Source organism: Paenibacillus cellulositrophicus, from assembly GCF_009363095.1.
Taxonomy (GTDB): domain Bacteria; phylum Bacillota; class Bacilli; order Paenibacillales; family Paenibacillaceae; genus Paenibacillus_AQ; species Paenibacillus_AQ favisporus.
Genome location: NZ_CP045295.1, coordinates 4,223,751 through 4,245,583, shown reverse-complemented (window position 1 = coordinate 4,245,583; position 21,833 = coordinate 4,223,751). Strand labels below are relative to the sequence as shown.

The 21,833-nt window shown below is 53.7% G+C and carries 21 protein-coding genes; all 21 read right to left on the bottom strand.

Translation table 11 applies throughout. From position 1 onward, the window contains the following. A complete protein-coding gene (gene csaB / locus GCU45_RS18960; RefSeq protein ID WP_152399971.1) occupies positions 1-1,131 on the bottom strand; it encodes a polysaccharide pyruvyl transferase CsaB in 1,131 nt (376 codons plus the stop codon). Next, positions 1,104-3,122: a DUF5693 family protein gene (locus GCU45_RS18955; RefSeq protein WP_152399970.1), complete on the bottom strand. Its 2,019-nt coding sequence runs from the start codon at positions 3,120-3,122 to the stop codon at positions 1,104-1,106. Before GCU45_RS18955 ends, csaB begins: the two co-directional genes overlap by 28 nt. An 86-nt stretch (positions 3,123-3,208) precedes the next feature. Beyond that, positions 3,209-4,930, bottom strand: coding sequence for a phospho-sugar mutase (locus GCU45_RS18950; protein WP_152399969.1), 1,722 nt, complete (start codon positions 4,928-4,930; stop codon positions 3,209-3,211). Between the two features lie 37 nt (positions 4,931-4,967). Then, positions 4,968-5,405 carry a 3-hydroxyacyl-ACP dehydratase FabZ gene (fabZ, locus tag GCU45_RS18945; RefSeq protein WP_076174644.1) on the bottom strand — a complete coding sequence of 146 codons (438 nt, stop codon included), beginning with the start codon at positions 5,403-5,405 and terminating at the stop codon, positions 4,968-4,970. A gap of 286 nt (positions 5,406-5,691) precedes the next feature. Further along, positions 5,692-5,910, bottom strand: a complete 219-nt coding sequence (locus GCU45_RS18940) for a DNA-directed RNA polymerase subunit beta (protein WP_076174647.1) — start codon at positions 5,908-5,910, stop codon at positions 5,692-5,694. Positions 5,911-5,920: 10 nt separating this feature from the next. Next, positions 5,921-6,745, bottom strand: coding sequence for a flagellar hook-basal body protein (locus tag GCU45_RS18935; RefSeq protein ID WP_152399968.1), 825 nt, complete (start codon positions 6,743-6,745; stop codon positions 5,921-5,923). 30 nt (positions 6,746-6,775) lie between these two features. Then, on the bottom strand, positions 6,776-7,657 hold the full coding sequence (locus tag GCU45_RS18930) for a flagellar hook-basal body protein (RefSeq protein ID WP_152399967.1): 882 nt from the start codon (positions 7,655-7,657) through the stop codon (positions 6,776-6,778). Positions 7,658-8,041: 384 nt separating this feature from the next. Further along, positions 8,042-9,040, bottom strand: a complete 999-nt coding sequence (locus tag GCU45_RS18925) for a rod shape-determining protein (RefSeq protein ID WP_163882780.1) — start codon at positions 9,038-9,040, stop codon at positions 8,042-8,044. 232 nt (positions 9,041-9,272) lie between these two features. Continuing rightward, positions 9,273-9,560 (bottom strand): sporulation transcriptional regulator SpoIIID, encoded by a 288-nt coding sequence (gene spoIIID / locus GCU45_RS18920; RefSeq protein WP_089549722.1) that lies wholly within the window; start codon positions 9,558-9,560, stop codon positions 9,273-9,275. 236 nt (positions 9,561-9,796) lie between these two features. Beyond that, on the bottom strand, positions 9,797-10,552 hold the full coding sequence (locus GCU45_RS18915; RefSeq protein ID WP_076174658.1) for a M23 family metallopeptidase: 756 nt from the start codon (positions 10,550-10,552) through the stop codon (positions 9,797-9,799). Positions 10,553-10,621: 69 nt separating this feature from the next. After that, positions 10,622-11,956 carry a stage II sporulation protein D gene (gene spoIID, locus GCU45_RS18910; protein WP_152399966.1) on the bottom strand — a complete coding sequence of 445 codons (1,335 nt, stop codon included), beginning with the start codon at positions 11,954-11,956 and terminating at the stop codon, positions 10,622-10,624. 560 nt (positions 11,957-12,516) lie between these two features. Then, positions 12,517-13,872 carry a UDP-N-acetylglucosamine 1-carboxyvinyltransferase gene (gene murA, locus GCU45_RS18905; protein ID WP_145162902.1) on the bottom strand — a complete coding sequence of 452 codons (1,356 nt, stop codon included), beginning with the start codon at positions 13,870-13,872 and terminating at the stop codon, positions 12,517-12,519. 398 nt (positions 13,873-14,270) lie between these two features. After that, positions 14,271-14,528 carry a DUF1146 family protein gene (locus GCU45_RS18900; RefSeq protein WP_076174666.1) on the bottom strand — a complete coding sequence of 86 codons (258 nt, stop codon included), beginning with the start codon at positions 14,526-14,528 and terminating at the stop codon, positions 14,271-14,273. Between the two features lie 343 nt (positions 14,529-14,871). Beyond that, positions 14,872-15,276 (bottom strand): F0F1 ATP synthase subunit epsilon, encoded by a 405-nt coding sequence (locus GCU45_RS18895; protein ID WP_152399965.1) that lies wholly within the window; start codon positions 15,274-15,276, stop codon positions 14,872-14,874. A gap of 53 nt (positions 15,277-15,329) precedes the next feature. Then, positions 15,330-16,733, bottom strand: coding sequence for a F0F1 ATP synthase subunit beta (atpD, locus tag GCU45_RS18890; RefSeq protein ID WP_145028066.1), 1,404 nt, complete (start codon positions 16,731-16,733; stop codon positions 15,330-15,332). A gap of 248 nt (positions 16,734-16,981) precedes the next feature. Continuing rightward, positions 16,982-17,845, bottom strand: coding sequence for an ATP synthase F1 subunit gamma (atpG, locus tag GCU45_RS18885; RefSeq protein WP_076174672.1), 864 nt, complete (start codon positions 17,843-17,845; stop codon positions 16,982-16,984). A gap of 139 nt (positions 17,846-17,984) precedes the next feature. After that, positions 17,985-19,499, bottom strand: a complete 1,515-nt coding sequence (atpA, locus tag GCU45_RS18880) for a F0F1 ATP synthase subunit alpha (RefSeq protein WP_145162900.1) — start codon at positions 19,497-19,499, stop codon at positions 17,985-17,987. Between the two features lie 16 nt (positions 19,500-19,515). Further along, positions 19,516-20,064 (bottom strand): F0F1 ATP synthase subunit delta, encoded by a 549-nt coding sequence (locus GCU45_RS18875; RefSeq protein ID WP_089549717.1) that lies wholly within the window; start codon positions 20,062-20,064, stop codon positions 19,516-19,518. Further along, entirely contained in the window at positions 20,061-20,549 is a 489-nt protein-coding gene (gene atpF / locus GCU45_RS18870; protein WP_152399964.1) for a F0F1 ATP synthase subunit B, read from the bottom strand. The genes GCU45_RS18875 and atpF overlap by 4 nt, the downstream gene beginning before the upstream one ends. Before the next feature lie 142 nt (positions 20,550-20,691). Continuing rightward, on the bottom strand, positions 20,692-20,916 hold the full coding sequence (gene atpE / locus GCU45_RS18865) for a F0F1 ATP synthase subunit C (protein ID WP_036706394.1): 225 nt from the start codon (positions 20,914-20,916) through the stop codon (positions 20,692-20,694). An 88-nt stretch (positions 20,917-21,004) separates the two neighbouring features. Next, positions 21,005-21,814 carry a F0F1 ATP synthase subunit A gene (gene atpB / locus GCU45_RS18860; RefSeq protein WP_152399963.1) on the bottom strand — a complete coding sequence of 270 codons (810 nt, stop codon included), beginning with the start codon at positions 21,812-21,814 and terminating at the stop codon, positions 21,005-21,007. Between the last annotated feature and the right edge of the window lie 19 nt (positions 21,815-21,833).

The following is a 21,833-nucleotide window of genomic DNA, read 5'->3' as shown; positions in this document are numbered from 1 at the left end:
TTATTGCTGCTGCAAAAAATCAATAATATGCTGCGCCGGAGCCTGCGCCTCTTCCTTCAGCACCGCGATGCGCTCGCGGTTCGCCTCCTGCCAGAGGCTGTTCTCGCTCAGCAGGCGGGCCACTTCGCTCTTTAGCGCCTCAGGGGCCAGCGAAGCGCTTGTCCCTACAGGCTCCAGATCCAGCCGCTTCAAAAAGTTATCGATCTTCGGATCATAGGACACGCCAATCATCGGCACCAGCTGATTCGCGGCATAGATGAGGCTGTGCAGCCTCATCCCGATGACGACGTCACAGCGGCCAACCTCGGCCAGCATCTGCTGCGGATGTACCACATCGCGGCACACCGACACGACGCTGCCGTTCGCGGATACATCGCCCATCCGGTCGATGATTTCCTGCGATGCTTTTACATCGTCCGGCAAATGGAAAGGCAGGAAGCGCAGATGCACGGCCTGCTCCTGGCACAGCTTGCTCAGCCCGTCGGCCATCGCCTGCAGCTCCCGGCGCTCCGGATCCCAATAGCGGACCGAGATGCCGATTACCGGCAGAGGACGTTCGGCGTCCTGCTGCAGCGATTCCGGCTTCTTGCCGCCGGTCGTCAGGCCCATCACCGGGTCTGGCACGACCTGAACCCGGTTCCAGCCCAGCCCCATGCGCTCCAGCAGGCGTGCCGATTCTTGATCCCGAACCGATATATATTCACATTTGTTAAATACGCTTTTGATGAACGGGTGAAACAACTTCCGGTTGACGGGCCCAATCCCCTGAGAGTAGATAAAGACCGGCTTCTTCAGCCACTGGGCCAGCTTGATCACTCCGAGATAATAAGGGATCGTCTTGGAGCTGGTGGCATCCTGCAGCAGGCTGCCGCCGCCGCTGATCAGGCCTGAGCTTTCCTTCAGCGCCTGCCTCACTTCGCCCAGCCTCATCCGGTGTACCGCGTCCACGCCGTAGGTGGCCTTGGTCCACTCGGGATCGATGGAGAGAACCACCGGCCGAATCGGAACGCCGGCAGCCTTCCCCCGCTCCTCCAGAGCGGTTAAGATCGATTGGAGCACTGCCTCATCCCCGCTGTTCCGGAACCCGTAGTATCCGGAGATGACTACGGTCTTCTGAGAGGTGGTACCCATCGTTTCCAACACCCTTCCAGTACTTGCCATACGCCAATGGCGATCAGGCCAAAGATAAATCCGAGACCCAGACCGAGCAGGTCACGAACGAACGAAATTTTCATCGGCGAGTGGATATGCGCGAACGTATCCACCATCGACAGCTGGCCGATGACCGTAAAGATCATCAAATAAACGACGTTGCGGTATCTAAGCGACACGAAGATGCCCAGCAAGAACAGCGCGTGTGCAACGAGCTCCTTGTTCCGGGGACGAACGTGGAACGTGTTTTCCAGAACTGTGCGTAACGTCATTTCAATCGAGCTGACGCTTCCCCCGTTGCCGGTGCGGCTCAGATAATATAAGCCTAACACACCAATGACCCCTGCTGCCACTACCCAGGTCAGCGTAATCGGGGTGCGGAATAATTTACCGATTTGCTGCAGCGGTTTGCCGCCGCGGTACAGCACGACATAAATCGCGATGAGACCGATTGGGGCCAAATGCAGCAGGCTGACGCCGCGGAACTGATTCAGCACCAGGCTGTACGTAATGTTGTTCAGCAGCGCGATGACAAAAGGAATCGCACTCATCGAAATAATCGCCGTCTTGATATAAGTCACAACCGCATGAGCCAACCGGCGTCCAGATGTAAGCCCGGCGTTGGCCGCGTTCATTTCGTTCAGCTTTCTCACTGCCAGCAGCACGGCAATCGTCGGTGCGCTGATCGCCACGAGCAGAGCCAGCGCCTGCTCAAACAGCGTCGGCTTGAGGACATACAGTCCTGCACTGCCGATTAACCCAAGCACAAACGCGATCAGGGTCAGTGCCGGGATGAAGTAAGAAACGAGGAGCGCAACGAAGGCAACCCCGCCGAGCACGACAACCATTTTAAAATAACGCTGTCCGGCCGAATCATAAATATGGAATGCTCCCGCTTGGCCCATTTTGAAGCCGTTGTTCTCCATCTGCTTGATGGCATTTCCCGGCTCTTGCAAGGTTTTCACGATATTTTCCACAGAATCGGTAATTGTGGCCTTGGTTACGTTGCGGGAAGGAGCGACATTGATATACAGCATCCGGATGTTCCGGTCCTTCGTCGCCAGCGCAAACCGGTCGGCAATCGTCTCCGGACTCAGCGCCGCAGCATCACGGTCGCTCAGGGAGTACAGACGGGCTACGTTGTAATCCGTATCGTAGGCCAGCTTGGACAGCCCCTTCTGCGGCTGCTTCAGGTTCTCGATGGCCGCAATGCCGATCCCGTATTGGTTCAGCAGGTTGGCAAAGCCCTGCAAGCTGTTCATGTCCTCATTGTCATTGAAGCCTTTAACGGAATCGCCCTCAAACAATACGCGTTTGACGCCGTTCGCCTGATAGTAGGCCAGCAGCTTGTCCATCGCTTCCTGATTATAAGGAAGGCTGTCGGACATCCGCGGTACGATGTTGAATCCTTTGCTGCGCAGCATTTCGAATGCAATCGGATCTGGCTGCATTGGCTTGAGCACGGCATCCTCCGGGGAAGTTTCCAGAATCAGGCCCTTCTGCCCGTTGAATTCCCATGGCTTGACGCCGATGCCGATCCCCGTAAAGGTGTCTTCGATCAGGGGAGACAAGCGTCCCGCATTCTCTTCGTTCGTAAACAGAATATAGGTATAGTTATCGTTGGTCGGGATGACGCTCTTCGTCATCGAGGCGACGTCTCCCGCATTAAACATCATGATGCGGCGGGATTTTTTAAAATCGTCCAGCGTACTCTCGAACATCGCCATGCTCGTCACGCCCGCCGCCTTCAGCTGATCCAACTGCTGCTGAAGGTATTCCTCCGGATGGGCTTGATACGAAGCCGTCTCCACCAGTCCGCGATAGTTATACACCAACTCTACGTTATTGGAAGATGACTCCGTCCGGTAGCGGTCATAAATCACCGGAATCGCGGCGATTATGCCCAGCACGACGAGAATCCAGAGCCATTTGCGGGATGCCGTGTTCCAACGCTGCCATTTCTGATGCACCAAAAGTACCTCCTCATAATAACTCCGGGAATCCGCAGCGTTCTTCTTCGAACACGCGGCCTCCCGGAATATCCATTTCTTAAATGTCAGGCGTCTACCCTTGCCATCACTTCATCCGACAATTTCTGAATACGCGCATTCGCATCATCCAGAGAATCGCCTCTGACGGCAAAGTATACCTTGATCTTCGGCTCTGTCCCCGATGGACGAAGGCAGAACCATGAACCGTCTTCCAGCATATATTTCAGCACGTTTTCCTTCGGCAGACCGTCCAGCCCTTTCGAATAATCCAGCACCTGCGTGACGGCTTGTCCCGCCACCGTCTGCGGCGGGTTGCTGCGCCAATCGGACATTTTCGCCTGGATTTGGGCCAGGCCGTCTTTGCCTTTCAACGTGCGGGACTCCAGTTTCTCCTGGAAGTAGCCGAACTGCTCATACAGCTCCTGCAGCACTTCGTACAGCGTCTTGCCTTGAGCCTTGTAGTAGGCACCCGCTTCACAAATGAGCAGCGAGGCCAATACGGCGTCTTTATCGCGGGCATAGTTGCCGGCGAGGTATCCGTAGCTCTCCTCGTATCCGAACAGATACGTATGGGAGCCGGTCTTCTCGAACTGGGTCATTTTCTCCCCAATGTATTTAAAGCCAGTCAGCGTGTTGAATACTTCCGCCCCAAAATGCTCGGCGATCGTCGCACCCATCTCGCTGGTCACGATCGTTTTGATAACCGCCCCGTTGCTTGGCAGCTTGCCGGCTTCTTTTAATTGGCTGAGCAAATAATAAATCATGAGTGCTCCGGACTGGTTGCCGGACAAAACAACGAATTCCCCTGCCTGGTTCTTCACTACCGCACCCATGCGGTCGGCATCCGGGTCGGTTCCGATCAGCAAATCAGCACCGATCTCCTGCCCTACCTTCATGGCCAGCGTGAACGCTTCGCGTTCTTCCGGGTTCGGAGATTTCACGGTGGAAAATTCGGCGTCCGGCTGCTCCTGCTCCGCTACGATATGCACGTTCGTAAAGCCGACTTCCTCCAGCACGCGGCGGACCGGAATATTTCCTGTTCCATGGAGCGGCGTGTAGACGATTTTAAAATCTTTGCCGAGCGTCGAAGCAATCGCCTCGCGGTTTACGCTGACATCGGCTACGGTGCGGATAAACGCATCGTCATCCTCTTGGCCGAGCCACACAAGCAGCCCCTTCGCTTCCGCTTCCTGCTGATCCAGCCGCTTCACCGCAGCGAAGGAATCGACCTGCTGGATGTAAGAGATGACCTTCTCCGCTTCGTCCGGCACGAGCTGTCCGCCCTCGGCGTTGTACACCTTGTACCCGTTATACTCCGGCGGGTTATGGCTCGCCGTAATGACGATGCCGCCGGTCGCTCCCAAATGGCGCACGCTGAACGACAGCTGCGGCGTCGGGCGCAGGGATGGGAACAGCTTGGCTGTGATACCGTTGCCTGCAAGCACCAGAGCGGCCTCCAGCGCAAACTCCGGCGAGAAGTGGCGGGAATCGTGGGCGATCACAACCGAAGGCGTGCCTTCGGCCGAACCGTGCTGCTCCAGTATGTAGCGTGCAAATCCTTGCGTCGCCTTGCCGACGGTGTACCGGTTGATGCGGTTGCTTCCTGCACCGATCACGCCGCGGAGGCCGCCTGTGCCAAACTCCAAATCTTTGTAAAAACGGTCTTCCAGCTCCAGCGGCTGATCGGACAGCCCTTCGAGCTCCCGTTTCGTTTCTTCATCTATAGAAGGATCTTGAAGCCATTGCTTGACATTTTCACTTGCTTGCGTGCTGAGCTCTTGTGTCATTACTGCTTCTCCTTTCCATAATAAGAATGATGGGTAATTAAGATTGTGCGGGGTCGGACAGGGCGAACATGATGTCGCCTTCCGCGACGACTTTATCGTCGACCTTGGCTACGGCGTGTCCCTTCCCGATGCTTCCCTTCAGGCGGGTAATTTCCACTTCAAGGCGAAGCGTATCGCCAGGTACCACTTGTCCACGGAAGCGGAAGTTGTCGAGACCGGCCAGAAAGCCGATTTTGCCCCGGTTGCTCTCTTCCTTCAAAATAGCAGCTGCCCCAACCTGCGCCAGCGCCTCGGTGATCAGTACGCCTGGCATAACCGGATATTCCGGAAAGTGGCCGATGAAGAAAGGCTCATTAATGGTTACGTTCTTGATCCCGACCGCACGCTTGCCGACTTCCATCTCGATGATGCGGTCCACCAGCAAAAACGGAGGCCGGTGCGGGATGATCTCCTGAATTTCTTTCACGTTAAGCACGTCTCTCAAACTCCTTTCAAAATAGGCGAATCACCGCAACTTTCAAGGGTTATACTGCATAAAATCCATAGATTTCGGAAAAAACTAAACTATCCTTCACCCTCTGCAGAAGTGAAGGTTCAGATAAGGGGCCTTTCTCCGGTATGCCGATCCTGATGAACGGCACGGGGGAGGCCCTTTTGTACGGGCTTCGCAAGTCCCCCATCATTATACATTTTCCGAGCAAAAAAAGAAAACTCCCGAATGGAAGGAGTTTTCTGTCAAAAGTCAGCGGTTAGACGCCCCGTCAGGGCGCAAATACCAAATCGATCACATGCTGCCAAGTCTTCCATTGAAACACGTCGGACAGGCTCTGTTTGCCGATAAAGACATAACCGAAGGTCATCCCGCCAACCAGAGCGAGCAGCAAAAACAGCGGAATCATCCAGCGGATGACGATTCTCCATCTTGCCGTCTTCCGCACGGCCGGTTTCGCTTTGCCAGCTGCTTGGGTTTTCTCACTCATTGCAGAACTCCTATCCACGGATATTGTTCGCCAGATTCATCATCGTGTCGCTGGATGTCAGTGCCCGGGCGGATAGCTGATAAGCGCGCTGCGCCTGCATCATATCCGTTATTTCTTGCGCATAATCGACATTCGACTGTTCCAGATATCCCGAACGGATGGTTGTCCCGGAGGCGGCTGGGGTATAAGGGGCATTGCCGAACACCTGAGCTTTCGTCAGGTTGCCGGGAATAACAAACAGGTTGCCGTCCATCTGCACCAGCGCATCCGGGCGGACCGGCGATGCCAGCTGAATGGTAGCCACGGCACTTGTCCCCGCTGCATTCTTAACAATGACCTGTCCGTCCTGATCGACGGCCACCTTGGCATTGTTGGCGACGGAGATTTGTCTGCCGTTCGTGTCCAGAACGAAGTATCCCTGATTGTTCACCAGCACCATGTTATCCGGCTTGGCAGGATCGGGATCGGGCACAAAATGGAAGGCGCCTTCCCGGGTGTAGGCCGTGCGTCCGTTCGCTTCAACTGCAAACAGGCCCGTGCCTTCAATGGCGAGATCCAGCGGATTCCCCGTCTGATTCAGCGGTCCCTGCTGCATGTCACGGGTGATTTCCGTCATCCGCATGCCAAAACCGTTATTGTATCCAAGCGGGGAAACCCGTCCGTTCTGCTTGAAGCCGTCCGGCTGCTGCGTGACCGTCGTCAGCACGTCCTCGAAGGAACTCTCCTTCCGCTTGTATCCGTCCGTATCGATGTTGGCGATGTTATCCGCGATAACGTCCAGCTTCCGCTGCAGCGCATTCATGGATACCATCGCGCTGATCATGGAGTTATTCATTTACGTCCACCCTCCCTAGTCCGTAGCATCCTATACCTTGCCGACCTCGTTGACAGCCTTGTCCAAACTTTTATCATAAAATTGCACGACCTTCTGATTGGCCTCATAGGCCCGAAGCGCCGTGTTCATGTCTACGACCGCCGCAGAGGAATCCACGTTGGACTGCTCCAAATAATGCTGCCGCACTTCTACGCGGTCGGCGTTACCCAACGCGCGGACACCGGCAGCTGCGGTATCATCCACCTTGAACAATCCGTCACCCGTACGCACCATCTGGCCGGGCTGCCCCACGACGGCAATGCCGAGCCGTGTTCCGGGCGCACCCGTTGCGGGATTCAAAATAAACCCCTGCTCGTTCACTTTAAGGCTGTCCACCGAGCCTGTCAACCGAATGGGCTGATTATTGGCATCCAATACCTGGTACCCGGCCGAAGTCAGCAGCAAACCGTCTGGTGTCACCTGGAAGCTGCCGTCTTTCGTATACCCGATTTCCCCATCCGCATTACGGACTGTAAAGTACGCCTCCGGCTTGTAGGTCACATTGCCGTCCGGGTCAACATACTTGCCGGATTGGTCGAACGGAATGTTCTGGCCCGTTGCCGGATCGGTGACTTCAATATCAGACACCAGCGCAAAGTCGGTCGGCTTCTCGCTCTCTGTGATGACGCCCTGCTGGTACATGGACAAGCTCTCTTCCGCAAAAACGCCCGTGTTCAGCTTGCCGAGCTGCGGGTTCGGGTTCTCCGCTCCCCCGCCGATCATCGAAATCAGCACCTCGGGGAACGAACGGGCAACGCTGTTGACCTGCTTGTACCCAGGGGTGTTGATGTTGGCAATATTTTGGACGTCGGTGTCATGGCGGCTCTGCTGCGTCATCATGCCGGCAGCGGCGGTGTAAAGTCCTCTCAGCATTGAGATGGGGTCCCTCCCTGTTTCATGTGCTTGTTCATTGGGTAATAAAAATTTTATCTTCATATATATAAGCTAAACCATTGAAATGGATGAAGGGGCAAGTGCGTAAAATGTTCCTACGATCGCTCTTGTTTTCGGATTTCTTGATGGTATAGAGCCCACTTAAGGTAGAAATCCGAAAGCCAAATACGACCGCTTTGCTTCTTCGGAATCCTTTTACTCCCTTGCCTGCATCCTATTCTTTAGTTCAACTTATATAGAATACATCGCTGATCTATATGAACGAGCTCCTCAGAGCCCGCGATCCATAGTACATATATCGGACATAGGCCCGGGTTTTTTTAGGGTTTTGCCGCAGCCGGCTCAGGGGCCGGCCACAAGTTATTAGAATGCTTTCTTGGACACCTTGTCCAAGTGATCGAGCATGAGTCCCGTGCCTTTCACGACACAGTGCATCGGGTCTTCTGCGATTAATACCGGCACGTGCAGCTCTTCGGCGAGCAGCTCGTCCAATCCGTCAAGCAAAGCGCCACCGCCGGTGAGAATGACGCCGCGGTCGATAATGTCGGCGGACAGCTCGGGAGGCGTCCGTTCCAGCACCGACTTGGCAGCGGCCACGATCATCGAGACCGGTTCCCACAGCGCTTCCTGAACTTCGTTCGAAGAGACCGTCACGGTAAGCGGCAGCCCGCTGACCATATCGCGCCCGCGGATATCGATCTCATCCTGGCGTCCGCCCGGACGGACGGTGCCTACCTTGATCTTGATATCCTCCGAGGTGCGTTCACCGATGAGGAGCTTGTACTTATTTTTAATATATTTCACGATGGCTTCGTCGAACTTGTCCCCCGCCATTTTAATAGAAGAGGCGGTAACGACGTCGCCCATAGACAGGACGGCTACATCCGTCGTTCCGCCGCCGATATCGACGACCATATTGCCGCTTGGCTGATAAATATCCATACCCGCGCCAATGGCTGCGGCTTTCGGTTCTTCTTCCAGGAACACATCCTTGGCTCCGCTTCGCTCGGCGGCTTCCCGGATGGCCTTCTGTTCAACAGAGGTAATATTCGTAGGCGCGCAGATCAGAATCCGCGGCCGGCTGCTCCAGCTGCGTCCTCCCACACTGCTGATGAAGTACTTCAGCATCGCTTCCGTAATCGCAAAATCGGCAATGACCCCGTCGCGCAGCGGACGAATCGCCACAATATTCCCAGGCGTGCGGCCAACCATTCTCCGGGCTTCTTCCCCGACGGCAAGGACTCTTTTGGTGTCGCTTTCGATCGTCACGACGGAAGGCTCGTTGAGTACAACCCCCCTCCCTTTGACATGAATCAGCACGTTGGCTGTGCCAAGATCAATTCCAATATCCTTGCTAAACATCATGAAAAGAGCCCCCAAAGTATTATTTTATGGTAAAAGAGTCCCTGTTACCGCTTATCGAAGTCCCATTTCGACAGGATGTGGCAGGAAGTTATGTATTTTTGGGAAAAAGGGATCACATTTGTCGACCTTATACCATCTTTTAACATATCATACTTCAGGGGAGGGATACAATGGGCACAGGTGTGCCCTGCCGCAAGATCATATGAACCGGGCCCGGAAGCCCAGATGGTCAGGCTTTGGCGGAAGCGACGGCTTCCCGTTTTTTCCCGCTGGTCTTTTTATACTTAATCTTGGTCGCTTCGCCTCCCCGGAGATGACGGATCGATTTGTGGTATTCAAGAATGTGCTTAACCTGATCAGCCAGATCGGGATTGATTTCCGGCAAACGTTCGGTCAAATCCTTATGCACTGTGCTCTTCGATACGCCAAATTCCTTGGCAATGGTTCGGACCGTGTGTCTCGTTTCCACGATACAACGACCAATTTTAATGGTCCGTTCTTTGATGTAATCGTGCACGCTCCCGCCTCCCTACTGTGGATAGTTTGGTACATTATATGAGGGGCGTGCCTATATATTCGCGCTTTCCAAGCCTGACAAGCTCCGCAAGGCCCATTTATTTTACGGGCAGCGCAAAATAACCCCGCAAATCGAGGGGGCTGCCAAGAGCCCTTTCCCGCCATTCACAAGGGTTTGCACACAAAAAGGCAGGGATTGTCCCTGCCTTTAGGCTTATTTTTTCTTCACGCTTTCGGTTATTGCTTCGGAAGAACGGTTTCCGGATTGACCGGTGTTCCCTTGTCGTACACTTCGAAGTGTACGTGGTTGCCCAGTTCCTTCTCGATTTCGCTGCGTCCGGCGGTGCCGATCGTATCGCCCTGCTTCACGGTGTCGCCCAGTTTAACTTTGGCGTCCGAGAGGCTTTGGTAAACCGTCTTGAGATTGTTGTCATGGGTAATCTCGATCACGGTTCCCGTCAGCGGCGGGTTCAAATCGACGCGAGTGACTTTTCCGCCGAGAGCGGCTTTGACGTCAAACGCTTGGTCATCTGCGCGGGCCAGGTCGACACCGACGTTCGGCGTGAACGTGTCATCGTACTGAACCATCGCGGCTTGATGATTTTCTTCGGTACCATTTTCATCATAGAACGGCTTCACGACTTTTACGTCTTTGGCATTCGCCACCGGCCAAACCATACCTTCGGCATTGGCGGTTACTTCAACGGCATTGTCCTTGGCGTCTGTGGCAGTGTCCTTGCTTGCTGCAGCATCCGAAGCGGTAGTAGATTGCTCCGTTACTTTAGCGGGGTCTTGGGTAAGGTTCTTCTGGCTGGTATCCTGGTAGACCCACACTAAGGTTAGTATAATTGCTGCTGCGGCCACGTAAGCTGCCGGGTATACCCACCGTTTGGACAACAGCTTTTTCCACGAAGAAGGCTGATTTACAGGCTCTCCTTGCACTTTTTTAGGAGCTTCGCCGTGGTTTTGACTACTTTTGTTTTGTTCATTCATATGTTTATCACCTCAGTAACATTGTTACCGGGGCGGAATCTTTTATACGTATCTCTTTATATTATTTTTTCAATCTTTAGAGAGAAGTTTTGAGGCTTGCGTAAAGTCGATGCCCGTATAGTAGTGTTTGAGAATTTGCGTGGCGGTCGACCCTTCCTTGGCCATCCCGTCCGCGCCCCACTGGCTCATCCCGACGCCATGCCCGTATCCGTACGTGGTGATCTGGATGTCCGCCCCCGAGGTCTTCCAAGTAAACTCGCTGGACCGCAGGTTCAGCTTCTCTCTCACTTCCCGGCCGCTGAACACATGACCCCCGATGGAAATCTCTTTAATCCGGTGCCCCTCCGTCGTAGACAAGACTTGAATGAAAGGCTGACCCGTCGATACCGTGATAGCCTGTCCGGCCAAACCGAGCTTGGTGATAAAATCTTTCCGGCTGATCGTGACCGTTTCCTTGTACCCCGGCGACAGCTCTTTGTCCCATGGGCTTGCTACGCTGCGGAGGTACGGAATGTCTTCCTTCCAATAATCTTCTGAATTTTCGGTATACCCGTTGCTGGTAGAGAAAAAGGATGCCGTAATCGGCTTGCCTTTATAGGTCATGATCGTATTGCGAGTTTCCTGCACCGCCCGCTGCAGCTTGGCCAGCTCCGCGGATTTCCCCTGCGCCTTCCATTCCTTCTCCAATACTTCCTTGGAGATATACGCCTGGTGGCTGACCGTATCGGTCACCATAGCCTTGCGGTCCGGCACGCCGCTCATGTCGCCGTCCACGAGACGGCGGACGATAAAGGTGCGGGCCGCGATCGCCTGCGCTTTGAGGGCCTCAAGCTCAAAGTCCGCCGGCATCTCGGCCGCCAGCACGCCGGTGACGTAGTCTTCCATCGGCAGCACTTCCACTTGTCCCGTCTTCGTCAGATAGACGGACACGTTCGGCAGCTGCGCCTCCGTTTGCGGCGCAGCGGGCTTGGCCGGTGCCGGCGCCGGAATGGGCGCGGGCACCGGCGCAGGGTGGTGGTGCGTCGACACCACCACCAGCGTGGGCAGCAGCAGCGCCAGTGCGAGCACCCCGCCCGCCCCCCACAGGGCGGCTGGGGGCACCTTGCGGGCGCTACCCGGGCGCCGCGGCCCTTTGGCCGGGCCGCGGCTTGGCGGCGGCGTCCATGGGCGCCGCCCTGGGGTGTGCCGGGCGCCGCCAGGCGCGCCCGGGGCTTCGGGCCGGAGCGTGCCTTGGCGCTCCGGCCTCGCCGGCGCTGCAGCCTCTGGCGGCTGCGCAGCCTGGCCGGGCAGCAGCGTCAGCTGCGGCCTGCCCGGCTGGGGGGCCGTGCTTCTCGGATCATCCGGCGTGAGCGCTTCGCTTCTGGGAGCGACGGGAATTTTTAATTGTGTGCGTGGATCCTTCATATTCTCTCAAACCTCCGTCCATGCTTCGTCTTTGTTACTAGACCTTCCGGATACCGGCTGCGCGGCGGGCAGATATCGATGGGACGCGGCGCTATCGTCCGCTCCCGTCTTCACCGTTCACATCCGATATTCATACATATGAGAGGCTTGAGAGTGATAGAACCCTTTTTAAGAGAAACAGAGATTGTGCCTTCCAATCAGAAGGAACCTTCCATTCCTTAAGAGAACAAATAGGCTGAGTCAGAACCCGATGCCCTGCATCGTATATGAAGAAGTATGAACTGGCCCAGAGCCGAAACGGCCCAGTGACATCGGCAGGATCGTTCATTCACTCGGAAAGCTCTCTTTATAATAAGAAAGACTTTGATTGGGGAGATGAAAACGAAGGAGATGGTGGATCGTAGACCAGTCGACGACAGAAAAGACCAGGCCGCAACGGGCCTGGTCTTTTCTCAGCTGCTTATGGTGGATGGCCGCGTGGCTCCGGCCGTTTGTTTGTTTACAGTACAATGAATCGTTTCCAGTAAAATGTTCCGCCTATCACAAGATCAAATAAGGACTTACACCCAAGTCGGCTGCACATTCACCAGCTTGACTTCCTCTTCTTTGCTGTCCGCCTCTTTCTTAGCCGCTACCGGCTGAGTCAAGGTCGGCTCATCGACGGAAATCCGCCAAATATCGGCTCCAAGGCCTTGCAGCTTCTCAGCCAGGTGAACATAGCCCCGGTCGATATGATGCGTACCGCTGACCTCTGTCGTTCCTTCCGACACGAGGCCCGCCAGAATCAAGGCTGCTCCGGCCCGAAGGTCGGTAGCGCATACCTTGGCGCCTGTCAGCTTGGCACCGCCGGTTACGATGGCCGTACGGCCCTCAACCTTGATCTCCGCATTCATCAGCTGGAACTGGTCCACATGCATAAAGCGGTTCTCAAACACCGTTTCGGTCACGACACTCGTGCCCTCCGACTTTAGCAGCAGCGCCATCATTTGCGACTGCATGTCGGTCGGGAAGCCCGGATACGGCAGCGTCTTGATATCAACCGCTTTGAGCGGATGGTTCGCCTTTACGCGCACGCCGTTTTCGCCTGGTTCGATCTCAACGCCCATCTCCTCAAGCTTGGCAATCACCGGACCCAAATGATCCGGAATCGCGCCTTCAACGTACACGTCTCCGCCGGTAATCGCGGCCGCCACCATGTAGGTGCCTGCTTCGATCCGGTCCGGAATGACCGTATGCTCGGTACCGTGCAGCTTCTCCACGCCTTCGATCCGGATGATACCCGTACCGGCACCGCGCACTTTCGCGCCCATGCCGTTCAGGTAGTTCGCCAAATCGACAATTTCCGGCTCTTTCGCCGCATTTTCGATCACCGTCACGCCTTCAGCCAGCGTGGCGGCCATCATAATATTTTCAGTAGCGCCTACGCTGGCCACGTCCAGATAGATCTTGGCTCCGCGCAGTCTGCCATTACTTTTCGCTTCAATGTATCCTTGTCCCAGGCTGATTTCGGCACCCAGCGCTTCAAAGCCCTTCAGATGCTGATCGATAGGTCTTGTACCGATGGCACACCCGCCCGGCAGTGAAATCCGCGTATGGCCCATTCTCGTAAGCAGAGGACCCATGACCAGAAAAGACGCCCGCATCTTCCGCACCCACTCATAAGGTGCCTCACATGAGGAAATCGTTTGGGCATTGACCCTCATTACATCGTTTTCGTATGTAATGACTGCACCTATGGATTCCAATACTTTACTGATTGTAATTACATCGTCAAGAGGAGGCGCATCGATAATGATGCTTTCTCCTTCTTCCCCAAGAAGAGAGGCAGCGATGATCGGAAGAACAGAATTTTTTGCCCCGCTGACTTTCACGCTTCCGGTCAGTTTATTGCCACCGCGGACGATAAATTTGCTCATCATGATTCCCTCCGCGTCCAATTTTTCCTTTATTTCTGGATATTCAAGAAATTACATTGCTAATTCCCTAACTTCCATCATAACACTGACCTTTTGACGGATACAAGCGTTTTTTGGCGAATATGCTCCGGAGGAACTATCGCTTCAAGCCGGCCGGCATCAGGGCACGCTAAGCGGGATGAGTTACGAAATCAGACTTTTTCGGCTCCAGGTCCACATCTTTTTTAAACGTGTAAGGCTTTCCTGCCACCATCGGCAAGTGGAACCGCCAGCCTTACCTAAACTGTTCTTTTTCATTGTTGACATAAAAAAATGTTATTATTCGACATCTTTCAACCATGTTCAGTTGCTGAAGTCCTACAAGCAGCCTATCAGTGATATAACCAAACGTTGACCGGTTAAAACATATACCGGATCATGTTGCTCCAGCCGATATAATCGAGCAGAAACTTAGCGACGAAATGCCCCAGTACCACCGCGAGCAGCAGCTGCAGCAGCTTTCCTTGAGCTCCCTTCGGATGCCTGATAAACAGGTCCAGCTTCAAGTTCTGGAGCGCCCACCACGACAAACCGATGCAGAACAAAGACACCACAATGGACATCAGACCGCTGACTCCGATGGTGCTTGATATGTTCTGTGATACGTCCGAATCCATGCCCTTACCTCCATCATCACTTGATTTAAAAAAAGAATAACGATGAACGCTGGGTGTCCCTTCCAGCAACCAAGCTCATCAAGGGACTATTATATAATACTTGCCTTGACCTCAAGAATCCAGTTCCAATTCCTTTATTTTTGAATAATTTATCGTAAAGCGCTTTCTGTCTAATTTCCTCGGAAATAAATAGGTCATTTGGACTAGTCAGCACCAATATTCTATATGGAATATGGGGATTGTATGACAGAAGAATCCCCTGGTTTCATAGGAACTATACCTTCGGTTTTTCCCGTTTCAATAAAAAAGCCTGTCTCTTTAACGAGACAGGCTCTCTGTACTATTATTTATGACCGGCCACATTGATCCGGTTAATCGCTTTTTGCAGGGCCATTTCCGCACGGCGGAAATCGATCTCATCCTGCTTGCCCGCTGCCAAACGGCGCTCGGCACGCTCTTTGGCGGCACGTGCGCGTTCAACATCGATCTCTTCAGGAAGCTCTGCGCTCTCAGCCAGAACGACAACCTTGTCTTTACGTACTTCAACAAAGCCGCCGTTAACCGCGATCTCGGTGGTTTTCTTGCCGCTCGTCACGGCAATCGGAGCAACCCGCAGCGGGGTGACCAACGGAATGTGGTTCGGCAAAATGCCGAGCTCACCCTCCACACCGCGTACAACCAGGCTGTCCACCTCTCCGGAATAAGCCACGTGGTCCGGTGTGACGATTTCCAATAAAAAGGTGCTCACTTACATCCCTCCCTGAATGCTCACTTCGGAAGCGGTTAGCTCCCGGCAGGACACTATTCCAACGTCTTCGCTTTTTCTACGGCTTGTTCAATCGTTCCAACGAAGAGGAAGGCTGCTTCAGGAAGGTCGTCGTGCTTGCCTTCGAGAATTTCCTTGAAACTGCGGATCGTTTCTTTAACCGGTACATAAATACCCGGCATGCCGTTAAACGCTTCTGCCACGTGGAATGGCTGGGACAAGAAACGCTGTACGCGGCGGGCACGGCCTACGATCAGCTTGTCGTCCTCGCTAAGCTCATCCATACCGAGGATGGCGATGATATCCTGAAGCTCGTTGTAACGGGCCAGGAGACGCTTAACGCCTTGAGCGACGTTGTAATGCTCTTCGCCCACGATTTCAGGCGTCAGGATCCGGGAGCTCGATGCCAGCGGATCCACCGCCGGATAGATACCCATCTCGGAAATTTTACGCTCCAGGTTGGTCGTTGCGTCCAAGTGGGCGAACGTTGTAGCTGGAGCCGGGTCCGTATAGTCATCCGCAGGCACGTAGATCGCCTGGATCGACGTAACGGAACCTTTTTTCGTGGAAGTGATCCGCTCTTGAAGCTGACCCATCTCGGTTGCCAGCGTTGGCTGGTAACCTACCGCGGAAGGCATCCGTCCGAGGAGGGCGGATACTTCGGAACCGGCTTGGGTAAAGCGGAAAATGTTGTCGATAAACAGCAGCACGTCTTTGCCTTCTTGATCACGGAAGTATTCCGCCATCGTCAGACCTGTCAGTGCCACGCGAAGACGGGCGCCCGGCGGTTCGTTCATCTGTCCGAATACCATCGCCGTCTTGCTGATAACGCCGGAATCGCTCATCTCGTGGTACAGGTCGTTACCTTCACGGGTACGTTCACCTACACCCGCGAATACGGAAATACCGCCGTGTTCCTGAGCGATGTTGTTGATCAATTCCTGGATCGCAACGGTTTTACCTACGCCGGCACCACCGAAGAGACCGATTTTACCACCCTTTTGGTAAGGAGCGAGAAGGTCGATAACCTTGATCCCTGTCTCCAGCATTTCTGCTTGGGTCGACAGTTCGTCGTATTTTGGTGCTTCACGGTGAATCGGGCTGGAAACCTCGGAAGTCACCTCGCCTGCTTCGTCGATCGGCTTACCCAGTACGTTAAATACGCGTCCAAGGGTAGCGGATCCTACCGGAACAGTGATTGGGCCGCCCAAATCCACTGCTTCCATACCACGAACGAGTCCATCAGTGGAGGACATGGCAATGCAGCGCACCATGTTATCGCCCAGATGGTTTGAAGCTTCCAGAGTCAAGTCAATCTGGCGTCCGCCAGCGACTGTGCCCTCAACTTTAATTGCATTGTAGATTTCCGGTAGTTGACCTCTTTCGAATTCGATGTCGACAACCGCACCCATAATGCTGACAACGCGTCCTTTGTTCATCTTTTTTGTTCCCTCCTACAAGTCTGCTGTATTCGCAAACCTAAATCGTAAGCCATGCGGCTTAACGGCATGCTCCGTGCAAGGTTCTATTATGAAATATAGATCATGTCTATCGCAGGTAACCGAAGCCGACAGACCGATTAAGGATGAATTTGCTGCTGAAAACCAGGCGGGGCTTCTCCATAGGCGGACAAGCACCCCCGGGTTATGAAAACTGATATTCAAGAATAAGACACCGTCTAAAAATCTTAAACCTGAGCGTTCGCACCAGATACGATTTCCGTAATTTCCTGCGTGATCGCCGCCTGACGCGCACGGTTGTAAGACAGCGTCAATTCGTTGATCAGCTTGGTCGCATTCTTCGTCGCCGCGCCCATCGCCGTCATCTTGGCACCCAACTCACTGGCTTTGGCGTCCAGCAGTGCGCTGAAGATCAAGGTTTCGGCATATTTTGGAAGCAGAGCTTCCAGAACGGCTTCCGGAGACGGCTCGTATTCGTAGCTGGCCACCGGAGAAGCTGCGGATTCCATGCTGTCCATCGGCAGGAGCAGATTGGCTTCCGGAATTTGCGTCAACGCGTTCACAAAGCGGTTGTAGATGACGTACAGCTCATCGATTTTGCCTTCCTCAAACTCGCGGACCGCTGCGGAAGCGATCGACTTGATGTCGGCAAACGATGGCGTGTCGGACAAGTCCGTAACCTCTTTCACAATCGGAAGCTCTCTGCGGCGCATGTAGTCGCGGCCTTTCCGTCCAATCACGAACAATTCGTATTCGTCGTTGGACTTATGGCGTTCCTTAATCATCGTCGAGACAAGCTTCAACACGTTGGCGTTCGAACCGCCCGCAAGACCGCGGTCGGAGGTGATGACCAGGTATCCGGTTTTCTTCACGGGACGTTTCTCAAACATCGGATGCTTGATGCCTTTGGTACCGGACGCGATGCTGGAGACCACTTCCTTCAGCTTCTCGGAGTAAGGACGGGAATGCTGCGCCATCTCCTGGGCTCTTCTCAGCTTGGAGGCAGCGACCATTTCCATCGCCTTCGTGATCTGCTTCGTGCCTTGAATACTTTTGATCTGACGTTTAATTTCGCGTAATCCTCTTGCCATGTTTTCACCACCTCAAAACTTTAGCAGAGCTAAAGTTACTTCGAAAGCATTTACTGAGCTTTGACACCGTCAAAGCAGACTTCGATGCGCATATCTAAAAAGATGAACCCGAGCCTTGCGGCCCGGTTCACGTCCAGGCTTACGCCATCACAGCAAAGCCTCTTTTAAATTTATCAATAGCCGCTTTCAGAGCCGTTTCGTTGTCGGCAACCAGATCTTTGGTATCGCGGATGGACGCCATGATCTCAGGATGGTTGCTTTCAAGGAACGCCAGGAATTCGCTCTCGAAACGACGGATGTCGCCGACAGGAATGTCATCCAGGTGTCCTCTGACTGCCGTGTACAAGCTGGCTACCTGCTGCTCAACGCTGAGCGGCTGGTTAACCCCCTGCTTGAGGATTTCCATCAGTCTCGCACCACGGTTCAAACGGGCCAGCGTGGATTTGTCAAGGTCGGAACCGAATTGGGAGAACGCTTGAAGCTCGCGGTACTGGGCCAAATCCAGCTTCAAACCGCCGGCGACTTTCTTCATCGCCTTGAGCTGCGCGGAGCTACCTACCCGGGATACGGAAATACCTACGTTGATCGCCGGACGCTGTCCAGCATAGAACAGTTCGGACTCAAGGAAGATCTGTCCGTCCGTGATCGAAATAACGTTGGTTGGGATATATGCGGATACGTCGGACGCCTGTGTTTCAATGAAAGGCAGAGCGGTTAATGAACCACCGCCGAGTTCATCGGACAGCTTCGCCGCGCGTTCCAGCAAACGGGAATGCAGATAGAATACGTCACCAGGATAAGCTTCGCGGCCCGGAGGACGTCTGAGGAGCAGGGACAATTCGCGGTATGCCGCTGCCTGCTTCGTCAAGTCATCATAGATGATCAAGGCATGCTCGCCTTTGTACATGAAGTACTCACCCATTGCACAGCCCGCATAAGGAGCGATGTACAAGAGCGGAGAAGGCTCGGAAGCCGATGCGGTAACGACGATCGTGTAGTCCAGAGCGCCGTGACGGCGAAGGTTTTCCACGACGTGCGCAACTGTCGATTGCTTTTGGCCGATGGCGACATAGATACATTTCACGCCATTGCCTTTTTGGTTAATGATCGTATCGATCGCGATTTGGGTTTTACCCGTTTGACGGTCACCGATGATCAGCTCGCGCTGTCCGCGGCCGATTGGCACGAGAGCGTCAATCGCTTTGATACCGGTTTGCATTGGCTCATGAACCGATTTACGGTCGATAACGCCTGGCGCACTGCTCTCAACCGGACGATAAGCAGAAGCTTCGATCGGTCCTTTGCCGTCCACTGGCTGACCAAGCGGGTTGACAACGCGTCCGAGCAGAGCTTCCCCAACCGGAACCTGCATGATGCGTCCGGTACGTTTCACTTGGTCGCCTTCTTTGATTTCCGTGTAAGGTCCGAGGATAACGACACCTACGTTGCTTTCTTCCAAGTTCAGTGCAAGGCCTACAACACCGTTGGCGAACTCGACGAGCTCACCGGCCATAACATTGTCGATCCCGTGAATACGGGCGATACCGTCGCTTACTTGAATAACGGTGCCGACTTCGGCCACTTCGATGTCAGATTTATATTGTTCAATTTGACTTTTAATCAGCGTACTGATTTCTTCAGGTCTGATACTCAAGTGTCTTCACCCCTATCTACTGTGCTAGTCTGTTAAAAGACTTTTCAAGCCGTTCCAGCTTCCCTGCCAAACTGCCGTCGTACAGCATATCGCCGATGACGACTTTTACACCGCCGAGCAGATTTTTATCAATCACGTTGGTTACGCGAATTTTCTTCTTAGCCAATGCTCCAAACTCCGCGGCAACCGTCTCGATTTCCTGGTCGCTCAGCGGATAGGTGGAGTACACCGTGGCGTCCGCAAGTCCAAGGCTTTCGCCTTCGATCCGGACGTAGCTGTCCAGCAGGTCGGCGAACAGATCCGCTCTGCCCCGCTCGATCAGCATATCAACGGTGTTCATGACCGGCTGGGATACTTTGTCTTGAAGGGCCTTCTTCAGCACATCCAGTTTCACCGATACGGCAATGTTGGGCGTGGAGATAAAACGGCGGATCTCGTCATCCTGGGTAATGGCCCCAACGACGGCCTTGAGCTCCTGCTCCACTTCCAGCGTCTTCTGCTGCTGCGCAGCCACTTCAAACAGCGCCTTCGCATAACGCTTGGCTGCTATTGTCTCCCGGCTCATGGTCTGCCCCCTACCTCTTTAAGGTACTGGTCCACGAGCTCTTCCTGAGCTTTGTCGCTGCTGACTTCCTTCTCAAGCAGCTTGGATGCGATCTTCACGGATACGGCGCCCAGTTCGCTGCGCAGCTCCTGAACCGCCTTGTTCTTTTCGCTTGCGATATCGCGGACAGCGTCCTCTTTAATACGAGAAGCTTCCACCTTGGCTTGTTCCATAATTTGGTCAGCCTGCTTGCTGCTCGTTTGTCTGGATTGTTCGATAATGTCGTAAGCCTCTTTGCGCGCATTTTCCAGAGCTTTTTTCTGCTCTTCTACGTATGCAATGGCTTGTTCACGGGTTTGTGCCGCTTCGTTCATTTGACTCGTCACAAGCTCACGGCGCTTCTCCATGATGGAGAACAACGGACCGAAAGCGTATTTGTTCAGAAGCCAATACAGAATCACAAACGCAATCAATGCGATAAAGAAAGATGCGTAGTTAATACTCAATCTAGTCACTCCTTTCCGGTGCACGTTCAGTCTTGTTCATCAGACAATCAGATAAGGAAGGATCCAAGAACCTTCCTTATCTGACGGCTAAAAAGAAGGCGCGGATGGCCGTGGCCTTCCCCGCCAAACCTTACTGCTTAAATTAAGCTCCTGCGTAGAACAAGAACGCGAGTACGACACCGATGATTGGAAGGGCTTCGACCAGACCTACACCGATAAACATTGTCGTTTGAAGCGTGGATTTCGCTTCTGGCTGACGAGCGATACCTTCAACCGTTTTACTTACGATCAGACCGTTACCAATACCTGCGCCAAGTGCGCCCAAACCTACTGCAATCGCAGCTGCAAGAAATGCCCAAACTCCCATTTGTAAAATCCTCCTTAGAGATGTGTATTTGTTATTATTTATGTTTAGTTAAGAGTGAAGGAAGAAAACTCCAAGCTTAACTTTGAAGCTAATGTTCGTGCTCGTCGTGGCTCTCGATCATCTGAGAGATATAAACCATCGTCAGGATCGTGAAGACAAATGCCTGGATGGCGCCGACGAAAATACTGAAGCCCTGCCAAACGATGAGACCGAGTGCGGAAGCGATCCATCCACCTACGCCAAGAGCGGCCAGTTTCAACAGAACCGAGATCAGCACTTCACCCGCGAAGATGTTACCGAATAGACGCATGCCCTGCGTCAGCAGCTTCGCAAACTGCTCGATAACGTTAATCGGGAAGAAGAACCAATAAGGTTGGAAATAGTGCTTAAAGTAATTCTTTGTATTCTTGGTGATGCCAAGAAAATGCGAAAGCAAGAATACGATCAATGCCAGCGCCATGGTTACGGAAGCGTCAGCCGTTGGTGATTTCCACCAGGCCACACCTACTTCTTCAACATCCGGGTGCTTTGCAAATTCCTCGGTTACAGAAACGATTTCTTTACCGAAGATGTGCGCATGTCCTGCATCATGGAAGTCTGTTACGATACCAAAGGGAAGTCCCAGCATGTTGCCAACAAAGATAAACATAATAAATGTCAATCCAAGGGACAGAAAGTGCTTCCCTTTCTTCCAATCCATCGTGCTGGAAATCAGGTTCTGGACGAATTCCACCGTCCATTCCATGAAATTCTGCAATTTCCCCGGGTTTTCGACTGACAAGTTACGGGTTGCCAGCTTCGCGATCACAAACACGATCACACAGGTCACAATCAGCATCAGGATTGCGGAAAGGTCGAATCTTATGCCGCCCAATTCAATAATCGGTGATGTATGCATGTTTTTCTCACCCCTTTCT

Bases quoted from the DNA above. Each gene is read 5' to 3' on its own strand.
- spoIID (WP_152399966.1), bottom strand. From the start codon at position 11,956: ATGAAGGATCCACGCACACAATTAAAAATTCCCGTCGCTCCCAGAAGC.
- atpB (WP_152399963.1), bottom strand. From the start codon at position 21,814: ATGCATACATCACCGATTATTGAATTGGGCGGCATAAGATTCGACCTT.
- GCU45_RS18940 (WP_076174647.1), bottom strand. From the start codon at position 5,910: ATGAGTGAGAAAACCCAAGCAGCTGGCAAAGCGAAACCGGCCGTGCGG.
- csaB (WP_152399971.1), bottom strand. From the start codon at position 1,131: ATGGGTACCACCTCTCAGAAGACCGTAGTCATCTCCGGATACTACGGG.
- GCU45_RS18900 (WP_076174666.1), bottom strand. From the start codon at position 14,528: ATGGATTCGGACGTATCACAGAACATATCAAGCACCATCGGAGTCAGC.
- GCU45_RS18935 (WP_152399968.1), bottom strand. From the start codon at position 6,745: ATGAATAACTCCATGATCAGCGCGATGGTATCCATGAATGCGCTGCAG.
- atpD (WP_145028066.1), bottom strand. From the start codon at position 16,733: ATGAACAAAGGACGCGTTGTCAGCATTATGGGTGCGGTTGTCGACATC.
- murA (WP_145162902.1), bottom strand. From the start codon at position 13,872: ATGAGCAAATTTATCGTCCGCGGTGGCAATAAACTGACCGGAAGCGTG.
- GCU45_RS18875 (WP_089549717.1), bottom strand. From the start codon at position 20,064: ATGAGCCGGGAGACAATAGCAGCCAAGCGTTATGCGAAGGCGCTGTTT.
- GCU45_RS18925 (WP_163882780.1), bottom strand. From the start codon at position 9,040: ATGTTTAGCAAGGATATTGGAATTGATCTTGGCACAGCCAACGTGCTG.
- GCU45_RS18930 (WP_152399967.1), bottom strand. From the start codon at position 7,657: ATGCTGAGAGGACTTTACACCGCCGCTGCCGGCATGATGACGCAGCAG.
- GCU45_RS18915 (WP_076174658.1), bottom strand. From the start codon at position 10,552: ATGAATGAACAAAACAAAAGTAGTCAAAACCACGGCGAAGCTCCTAAA.
- atpE (WP_036706394.1), bottom strand. From the start codon at position 20,916: ATGGGAGTTTGGGCATTTCTTGCAGCTGCGATTGCAGTAGGTTTGGGC.
- atpG (WP_076174672.1), bottom strand. From the start codon at position 17,845: ATGGCAAGAGGATTACGCGAAATTAAACGTCAGATCAAAAGTATTCAA.
- GCU45_RS18950 (WP_152399969.1), bottom strand. From the start codon at position 4,930: ATGACACAAGAGCTCAGCACGCAAGCAAGTGAAAATGTCAAGCAATGG.